Below are 7,618 nucleotides of genomic sequence, written 5' to 3' on the forward strand. Positions count from 1 at the left end.
AATACCAAATTTTCATATAGTCAATTGATTGTGTTTCTAAAGCCTAAGTCATTGGCAAAGGTAACAAGCCATCCCTGATCATCCGGGTGCAAAAATTGGGAGCTATTCCTCAGATTGCTGCTCTTCCGGGTACTCAATGCGCACATGGTGTACACTGCGCATGAGTTGCTGAAAAACCGTTTTGCAGGTTTCCAGCTCGGAGAAGGTCAACTCAGAGTCTTCCAGCTGCCCCATCGCCATTTTACCGGCTATGATTTTGTCAATCAGTTCCAGCAGTGCTTCCTCCGTGGGATTTTTCAAGCTTTTGCAAGCCGCCTCAATGCTGTCCGCCAGCATTAGAATGGTCTCTTCCTTGGTGACGGGCTTGGGGCCGGGATAGCGAAAATCCTGTTCGTCTACCTCTTCCTCCGGATGGTCTTTGATATAATTGCGGTAGAAGTATTCCACGCGGGTCGTGCCGTGATGAGAGGTAATGAAGTCGATTAAAACGTTGGGGAGGCGCGCTTTTTTAGCCATTTTGACCCCCTCCGTCACGTGGCTGATGATGATTTCAGCACTTTCCCGGTCTGAAATACTCAGGTGGGGACTGTTATTGCTTTGATTCTCAATGAAGAACTTCGGCTGTAAAGTTTTGCCAATATCGTGGTACAGAGCAGCTACCTTTACCAGCAGGTGATTCGCGCCGATGGCCCGGGCAGCTTCTTCCGAAAGGTTAGCGACCTGCAGGGAGTGCTGTAGTGTGCCCGGTGCTTTATTGGCTAACTGCCGCAGCAAGGGCCGGTTCATATCTGATAATTCCACCAGAGAAATAGAGGACGTAAAACCAAAGAAACGTTCCAGCAACGGGATGAGCGGATAAGCCAGCAGGGTCATAAATGCGCTGATGGCTAACCAGGACAATACCGACAAGTCAATATCGTGATAACTGCCTTCCTGAATCAGTGAGAGCCCGACGTATCCGAGCAGGTATACCACAAAAATATACAGGATGGAGTAGAAGAACCGGGTCCAGTCCCGGGTATCCACATCGCTGAGCAGCACAACAATACCAGCCAGAATCTGAAGAAAGGTAAACTCATACCCTAGGGAGGACAAAAAACTCGCCAGCAATATCACAACCAGATGGGTAAATAAAGCCAGCTGCTCATCGTAAAAGTTTTTGATGACAATTGGCACGATACAAAACGGGATCATATAGGTGCTAAGCAAAGCCACCTGCTCCACTGCGTACACCAGGTAACTGAAGGCTACCAGCCAGAGCATGATGAACACCAGTTTATTGAAACGCGAGAAGACCGCCTGAGCGTACAAGCGCACATACAGCAAAAAGATACCTATGATGAGAGTGGACAGCAGGGCGTACCCGGCCAGCACTCCGGTGTAAGATTGCTCCTCCGTCACTTCCTCCCGGTACTTAGCTTTGAAGGATTGGAGCTTCAGGTAGATTTCTTCGGTGATGTAGCCATTCTCTGTTACGATGAGATCTCCCTTGGACACCCGCCCCCGGTAGAGGCCCACCTGAGTTAGTTCTTCTGCCAGCAGGCGTTGGCTGAGGGTATCATTGTAAAAAACATTGGGCGCAATGGACGACTCCAGCAGGCCGTAGAGGAAATCCGACTCCGCCAGTTTACTGTACGGCAAAGACTCCGCAAGGGACGCTTCTGCTTCTGGCACTGTAGTCAGGTTTTCGATAGTCTGGGGGTGTGTGGTATTGCCCCTGAGGACATTTACTACGAAGTCTGCTGGTTTGTCTTTGTGCGCTTTATCCAGCTCTGCAATACCGGCTTGGTACAAGTCCTCCAGCAGGTTTTTGCCGTAGGTACGGTACTTATCCGGATTGCGGGTGACATCCGGGAACTGCTCCTCATTAATTTCCTCCAGTTGTGCTGTGAACCGGTCCTCAAAGCCTGTGATCTGCATTTCAGTGACGGAAGGCAGCTGCTCGTAGTAAGGAGAAAAGCTGTCTTTAATGCGGGCTCTTTCCGCTTCAATTTCCTGGTCCGGTTTGAGGATAGCAAAGTCAAAAGGTGCTCGCAGGTCCTCATAGCGCCAGCGCTGCCCCTTGTCAAATTCGTATTTGAACTTCACATTGTTTGGGAACAGAAAGCTGATGATGGCTACCACACCAGCCACCATGAGGTATTTGACCAATGTAGGGAGCCCTTCTATCGTCGTTTTCCATGCACTCATAGGGGTAAAGATACGGTTTTAGGGCTTATGAACCTCGCCCTTGCTCAATGAAGGGCAACACGCAGGGGCTAACCCTTTTTCCGGGGTGCCCACACGACCTCGTCAATCCCTTTGGAGTAACCAATGAAACGGGCCAGGATGAACAGGTAGTCCGAAAGGCGGTTGAGGTATTGCACAATAACAGGCTCTACCCGGGATTCCTGAGACAAGGCCACCACAAGGCGCTCTGCCCGGCGACAGACACAACGGGCGATGTGCGCACTTGAAACGGCAGGATGGCCTCCCGGCAGAATGAAATTCTTTAATTCCGGGAGCACTTCGTCCATTTCATCCATAGCCTTTTCTAAGGCTTCAATATCGGCAGCCTGAATGTCGGGTACGGGCATATCCTTGTCCGGATCGGAAGCCAGGTTTGAACCAATAGTGAACAGGCGGTCCTGAATGTCTTTTAGCAATGCGCGGACAGCAGGCTCTGTGAACTGATCCCGGACCATACCAATATGTGCATTAAGTTCATCAACAGTACCGTATGCTTCAATTCGCAGGTGGCTCTTGGGCAGGCGTTTACCACCAAAAAGGCCGGTCGTGCCAGCATCGCCTGTTTTCGTATAGATTTTGAAACCCATGATTGGTTATCGTTTTCATGAGTCAACAAGCAGCAGGAGCCGGAGGTTCTGAAAAAAATCCTAATCTTGATTGTAGCGGTGAGTAGGATCGCTGGCTTTGACAATATTTTCGTTGCGCTGATCGACCTCCACTGTACCGTCCCGGAGCCGCACCATACGGTGGCAGTGCTCAGCAATATCGGGTTCATGGGTGACGAGAATCACCGTATTGCCCATTTCGTGGATCCGCTCGAAGATGCCCATGATTTCAATGGAGGTTTTCGTATCGAGGTTACCGGTAGGTTCATCTGCCAGGATGATGGAAGGCTTGTTGACCAGCGCCCGGGCGATAGCGACCCGCTGACGTTGCCCGCCCGAAAGCTCATTGGGTTTGTGGTCTACCCGGTCGCCCAATCCTACTTCAGTAAGGACCTCCCGGGCACGGTCGAGCCGGGCCGACTTGGACTGTCCTGCGTACACCAGGGGCAGCGCTACATTCTCCAAAGCCGACAAGCGCGGGAGCAGGTTAAAAGTCTGAAAAACGAAGCCGATCTCCTTATTGCGAATTTCTGCGAGCTCATCATCGTCCATAGTGGACACATTGGTACTATTGAGCCAGTATTCGCCGCTTGTAGGCGTATCGAGGCAGCCCAGCAAGTTCATCAGGGTAGACTTCCCCGAACCGGAAGGCCCCATTAAAGCCAGGTATTCATTGGCTTGGATTTCCAGGTCGACGCCGCGTAGGGCATGGACCTGAGTGGTACCCATGGTGTAGGTTTTGGTAAGTCCCTTAACGGCGATGATGGGCTGCATAAATTTTTATTTTTTTGAAGGTATTACTTTCGGTACCCGGAAGTACTCGCCATCTTGATCCGGCGCGTTCCGGAGCGCATCGGCCCGCTCTGTTTGACTACGTACTGCATCTTCCCGCAGGACATTCACATCTTCATTGACGTAGGTCAGCGGCTCAATGCCTTCGGTATTCAGTTCTTCCAGCTTCTCGACCATCTCGAGGATACGGTTCAGGTCCCCCTGAATGGCCGTGCGCTCGGCAGTGGACAATTGCAAACGAGCCAATTGTTCCAGCTTCAATATTAAGGACTCGTCAATTTTCATGATAAAATATTAGATGTTTGGCGCTAAATCATCGGTAAACAATCAATTACCATCGAAGGAGCGGATTGGCCCCGATTATTTCCGCTATCTTTTATATTTTCGCAGGAAATCCTGAAGAAAAATGAGCGAAAACAGCGCGAAGTCGCCGCCAAATATAAAACATATTGCTATAGCGGGTAACATCGGAGCGGGCAAAACCACCCTTTCAGAAAAATTGGGCCATCACTTTGGCTGGGATGTCCACTACGAGTCTGCTAACGACAACCCCTATCTGAGCGATTTTTATGAAGACATGCAGCGGTGGTCCTTCAACCTGCAGGTATTTTTCCTTAACAATCGTTACCAACAGGTGCTCAAAATCCTGGCGGGCGACCGTACGGTGGTGCAGGACCGTACCATATATGAAGATGCCTATATTTTTGCCCCTAACCTCCACGACATGGGGCTGATGTCAACCCGCGATTTCCAAAATTACTTTGAGCTGTTTAAGACCATGTCTTCTCAGATTCAGCCACCGGACTTGTTGATCTACCTTAAAGCCAGCATTCCCACCCTTGTGGAGCACATTCAGGAGCGTGGCCGGGACTACGAGGGCAATATGAGCCTGGATTACCTCAAGCGCCTCAACGAGCGTTACGAAAACTGGATCAGCGGTTACAAGGAAGGAAGACTCCTCGTCATCAATGCCGACCATATCGATTTCATGCGCAATCCGGAGGATATGGGCAATATTGTCAATCAGGTTAACGGAGAGCTGCACGGTTTATTCTAACCAATTGCTTACCTTTGCGGCCTTGTTAGATATTGGGCAGGTGGCGGTTGTGCCGGTTGCCGATTACGTTTACTTTCAATCAAATACAGCATATGGCACTAAAGGCGGGTATCGTGGGGCTTCCCAATGTCGGAAAATCTACCCTGTTTAATGCGCTGACCTCTGCCAAAGCACTGGCAGCCAACTATCCATTCGCAACGAAAGACCCCAACGTGGGCGTCATCACTGTTCCTGACCCTCGCCTCGACAAACTGTCAGAGCTGGTCAACCCACAAAAGGTACAGCCCACTACGATTGAGATTGTGGATATTGCCGGCCTGATCAAAGGGGCGAGTCAGGGAGAAGGCCTGGGCAATCAGTTTCTGGCCAATATCCGGGAAGTAGATGCGATCGTGCATGTTGTGCGCTGCTTTGATGAAGGCAACGTGGTCCACGTGGATGGCAATGTAGACCCCGTGCGCGACAAGGAAACGATTGATACAGAGCTACTGCTCAAGGACATCGAGACCGTGGAGAAGCAAGTGGACCGCTTCAAGCGGCAGGCCAAGAGCAACAACAAGGAAGACCTGAAGAACCTGGAGATCAGCCAAAAAATACTGGCGCATCTGGAGGATGAAAAACCTGCCCGGGCCATTGAGCTGGACGAAGCCGGACAAGCCCTGCTGAAGGAGATGTTCCTGCTTACAGCCAAGCCTATCCTTTACGTTTGCAATGTGGAAGAGGACGCTGTGAATGACGGCAATGCCCATTCAGAGCGTTTCAAGGCAGCCGTGGCGGATGAGCCCGCAGAAGTCATCCTCGTCAGTGCAGCTATTGAGGCCGATATTGCGGAGTTGGAAACCAAAGAAGAGCGGCTGGAGTTCCTAAACGATATGGGGCTGGACGAGCCGGGCGTTAACCGGGTCATTCGTGCCACGTACAAATTACTCAATCTCATTACCTACTTCACTGCCGGTGAGAAGGAAGTCCGCGCCTGGACCATTCAGGATGGCTGGAAAGCCCCACAGGCGGCAGGCGTCATTCACACTGATTTTGAAAAGGGCTTTATCCGTGCTGAGGTCATTAAGTACAACGACTACGTAAGCCTGGGCTCGGAGCAGGCGGTCAAGGAAGCCGGCAAAATGGCAGTGGAAGGCAAAGAATACGTGGTGACTGACGGCGATGTCATGCACTTCCGTTTCAACGTATAATGTCAGATTTACGATACTTCATCATCAATAAACCTTACGGGGTGCTCAGTCAGTTTACACGGGAGCACCCTGATCATCGCGTACTCGGGGACCTCTATGATTTCCCCGGGGATGTTTATCCGGTAGGGCGGCTGGACAAGGACAGCGAAGGTTTGCTCATCATCACCAATGACAAAGCGTTAACGCACCGGCTGCTCGATCCCCAATTTGAGCACCCCCGCAATTACTGGGTGCAGGTCGAAGGTGTTCCGGACCGGGAAGCGTTGTCTCGATTGCGCAAGGGTGTTGCCATACGCATCAAAAAGCAAACCCACAGTACGCGGCCTGCCAGAGTAGAGCTTTTCACCTCCCCTCCTGCCCTCCCTGAACGCGACCCGCCCGTCCGCTTCCGCAAAACAGTACCGGATAGTTGGCTCTCTATCCAACTGACTGAGGGTAAGAATCGTCAGGTCCGGCGGATGTGTGCGGCAGTCGGGTTTCCGGTACTGCGTCTTGTTCGTACAAGAATTCAAAACCTAAGCCTCGAAAAAATCAAGTTGCCTAATGGAGGGGTTAAGGAAATGAACAAAGCGGATATTTACCAGCTTACAGGCGTCAGGCTTTAGTTTTCAGCTGTGCTGCCAGCACCAGCCTTTGGAGGGTAAAAGCCGAGGGTTTTTAAATCCTGTCGGACCCAGATGGTCCAGAGCAAGACCAAGAGCGGTAGCACGATTACGACTAGAGGATTGTAGTAAAAGGCTTCTGAGAATTCCAAATGCAGCGCATGCATCACAGCACGAGTCAGCCCACAGGCGTAGCACTCCACGTCAAAGAGCAAACGGGAGACACAAACAGCCCGCCCCTCATCAAAATAGGTGGCAGGCAATACCAAAAGTGCAATAGGTAAGACCAGCAGTACTGCCAGCCTTACCCATGCAAAAGGTTTTCGATTAAAGCGTTGGGTCATATGCACTTCCGTCAGCCGGCCCAAGATCGCCCATTACAATACGAACGAGGTCAATCAGTGCCCAAACTCCACAACCTCCCAAGGTCAGTATTTGGATAATACCAATAGTAGTGTAACCAAGGTAGAAGCGGTGGATTCCAAGGGTTCCAACCAAAATGACCAGTAGCAGTGCTACCAATTGGCTTTTTGGCTTGTCCTCATTGCCTTTTCGCAGTTCTTTTTTAACAGCTTTTTGAGCCGCTTTGAGTGCGATAATTTCTTTGAGGTTCAGCTTTTCGCCTGTCTCCTGGCGGATTTTTCTTGGGGTCAGGTCCAGGAACTCATCAATAGTGAGGTTTTCCAAACCATTCATCTCAAGTCCGGCAGCTTCTACAGAAGACTCAATCTTATCCTGGTCCGTCACTTTTACCACGAAAGCGTGAGCCGGCTGGACCGACAGGAACGCCACTACTAGGACGAGAATAGGTAAAACAAGCTTTTTCATAATTAAATAGGGTTAATTGAATGATTAAATGCTTTTCACGAGCACAAATATGACAGGTCAAGCTGTATCGGCTTGGTCATACTGTTTTTTAATTTTTGCTAGGAAGACCGGAAAGATAGAAGCTGTTCAGACTTTGCGTCTAATTTTCATCTAAAAATTTGCACGTTTGCAAGTCAAATTTATGATTTGCCTTTTAATTATACAAATACCTTATTACGTACTCTACCCGATGGTTTTTAGAAGTACCCTCTGAAATTGAAATTCGATCCTTTCCCACAGGGCTGTTATTAACTTGACAGCGGCTGTTTTAAACGC

Annotated in this window: 9 protein-coding genes; 3 read left to right on the plus strand and 6 right to left on the minus strand. The window is 50.2% G+C overall.

The window, feature by feature from the left end; genetic code table 11:
* Nucleotides 1-102 precede the first annotated feature (102 nt).
* From MRY86_RS20355 to gatC, 4 genes are all read right to left on the minus strand, one after another.
* Complete coding sequence (locus MRY86_RS20355; RefSeq protein ID WP_293569710.1) at nt 103-2,190, minus strand: HDIG domain-containing metalloprotein; 2,088 nt, start codon at nt 2,188-2,190, stop codon at nt 103-105.
* A gap of 68 nt (nt 2,191-2,258) precedes the next feature.
* Nucleotides 2,259-2,816, minus strand: coding sequence for a cob(I)yrinic acid a,c-diamide adenosyltransferase (locus tag MRY86_RS20360; protein ID WP_293569708.1), 558 nt, complete (start codon nt 2,814-2,816; stop codon nt 2,259-2,261).
* Nucleotides 2,817-2,876: 60 nt separating this feature from the next.
* Nucleotides 2,877-3,608, minus strand: coding sequence for an ABC transporter ATP-binding protein (locus MRY86_RS20365; RefSeq protein ID WP_293569706.1), 732 nt, complete (start codon nt 3,606-3,608; stop codon nt 2,877-2,879).
* A 6-nt stretch (nt 3,609-3,614) separates the two neighbouring features.
* Nucleotides 3,615-3,911 carry an Asp-tRNA(Asn)/Glu-tRNA(Gln) amidotransferase subunit GatC gene (gene gatC, locus MRY86_RS20370; protein ID WP_293569704.1) on the minus strand — a complete coding sequence of 99 codons (297 nt, stop codon included), beginning with the start codon at nt 3,909-3,911 and terminating at the stop codon, nt 3,615-3,617.
* A gap of 121 nt (nt 3,912-4,032) precedes the next feature.
* Here gatC and MRY86_RS20375 point away from each other — a divergent pair, with 121 nt between their 5' ends.
* The 3 genes from MRY86_RS20375 to MRY86_RS20385 all read left to right on the plus strand — a co-directional run bounded on the left by MRY86_RS20375 (nt 4,033) and on the right by MRY86_RS20385 (nt 6,478).
* Entirely contained in the window at nt 4,033-4,683 is a 651-nt protein-coding gene (locus tag MRY86_RS20375) for a deoxynucleoside kinase (RefSeq protein WP_293569702.1), read from the plus strand.
* A gap of 92 nt (nt 4,684-4,775) precedes the next feature.
* Nucleotides 4,776-5,873: a redox-regulated ATPase YchF gene (gene ychF / locus MRY86_RS20380; RefSeq protein ID WP_293569700.1), complete on the plus strand. Its 1,098-nt coding sequence runs from the start codon at nt 4,776-4,778 to the stop codon at nt 5,871-5,873.
* Nucleotides 5,873-6,478 carry a pseudouridine synthase gene (locus tag MRY86_RS20385; RefSeq protein ID WP_293569698.1) on the plus strand — a complete coding sequence of 202 codons (606 nt, stop codon included), beginning with the start codon at nt 5,873-5,875 and terminating at the stop codon, nt 6,476-6,478. The genes ychF and MRY86_RS20385 overlap by 1 nt, the downstream gene beginning before the upstream one ends.
* Here MRY86_RS20385 and MRY86_RS20390 read toward each other — a convergent pair.
* Nucleotides 6,475-6,819, minus strand: coding sequence for a DUF2752 domain-containing protein (locus MRY86_RS20390; RefSeq protein WP_293569696.1), 345 nt, complete (start codon nt 6,817-6,819; stop codon nt 6,475-6,477). The two genes, MRY86_RS20385 and MRY86_RS20390, sit on opposite strands and share 4 nt — an antisense overlap.
* Nucleotides 6,803-7,303: a TM2 domain-containing protein gene (locus MRY86_RS20395; RefSeq protein WP_293569694.1), complete on the minus strand. Its 501-nt coding sequence runs from the start codon at nt 7,301-7,303 to the stop codon at nt 6,803-6,805. The genes MRY86_RS20390 and MRY86_RS20395 overlap by 17 nt, the downstream gene beginning before the upstream one ends.
* Between the last annotated feature and the right edge of the window lie 315 nt (nt 7,304-7,618).

The organism is Phaeodactylibacter sp., from assembly GCF_022763345.1.
Taxonomy (GTDB): domain Bacteria; phylum Bacteroidota; class Bacteroidia; order Chitinophagales; family Saprospiraceae; genus Phaeodactylibacter.

What these genes read in the sequence shown, in the direction of transcription:
- MRY86_RS20375 (WP_293569702.1), top strand. Translation starts at nt 4,033, where the DNA reads ATGAGCGAAAACAGCGCGAAGTCGCCGCCAAATATAAAACATATTGCT.
- MRY86_RS20355 (WP_293569710.1), bottom strand. Translation starts at nt 2,190, where the DNA reads ATGAGTGCATGGAAAACGACGATAGAAGGGCTCCCTACATTGGTCAAA.
- MRY86_RS20360 (WP_293569708.1), bottom strand. Translation starts at nt 2,816, where the DNA reads ATGGGTTTCAAAATCTATACGAAAACAGGCGATGCTGGCACGACCGGC.
- MRY86_RS20390 (WP_293569696.1), bottom strand. Translation starts at nt 6,819, where the DNA reads ATGACCCAACGCTTTAATCGAAAACCTTTTGCATGGGTAAGGCTGGCA.
- MRY86_RS20365 (WP_293569706.1), bottom strand. Translation starts at nt 3,608, where the DNA reads ATGCAGCCCATCATCGCCGTTAAGGGACTTACCAAAACCTACACCATG.
- MRY86_RS20395 (WP_293569694.1), bottom strand. Translation starts at nt 7,303, where the DNA reads ATGAAAAAGCTTGTTTTACCTATTCTCGTCCTAGTAGTGGCGTTCCTG.
- ychF (WP_293569700.1), top strand. Translation starts at nt 4,776, where the DNA reads ATGGCACTAAAGGCGGGTATCGTGGGGCTTCCCAATGTCGGAAAATCT.
- MRY86_RS20385 (WP_293569698.1), top strand. Translation starts at nt 5,873, where the DNA reads ATGTCAGATTTACGATACTTCATCATCAATAAACCTTACGGGGTGCTC.
- gatC (WP_293569704.1), bottom strand. Translation starts at nt 3,911, where the DNA reads ATGAAAATTGACGAGTCCTTAATATTGAAGCTGGAACAATTGGCTCGT.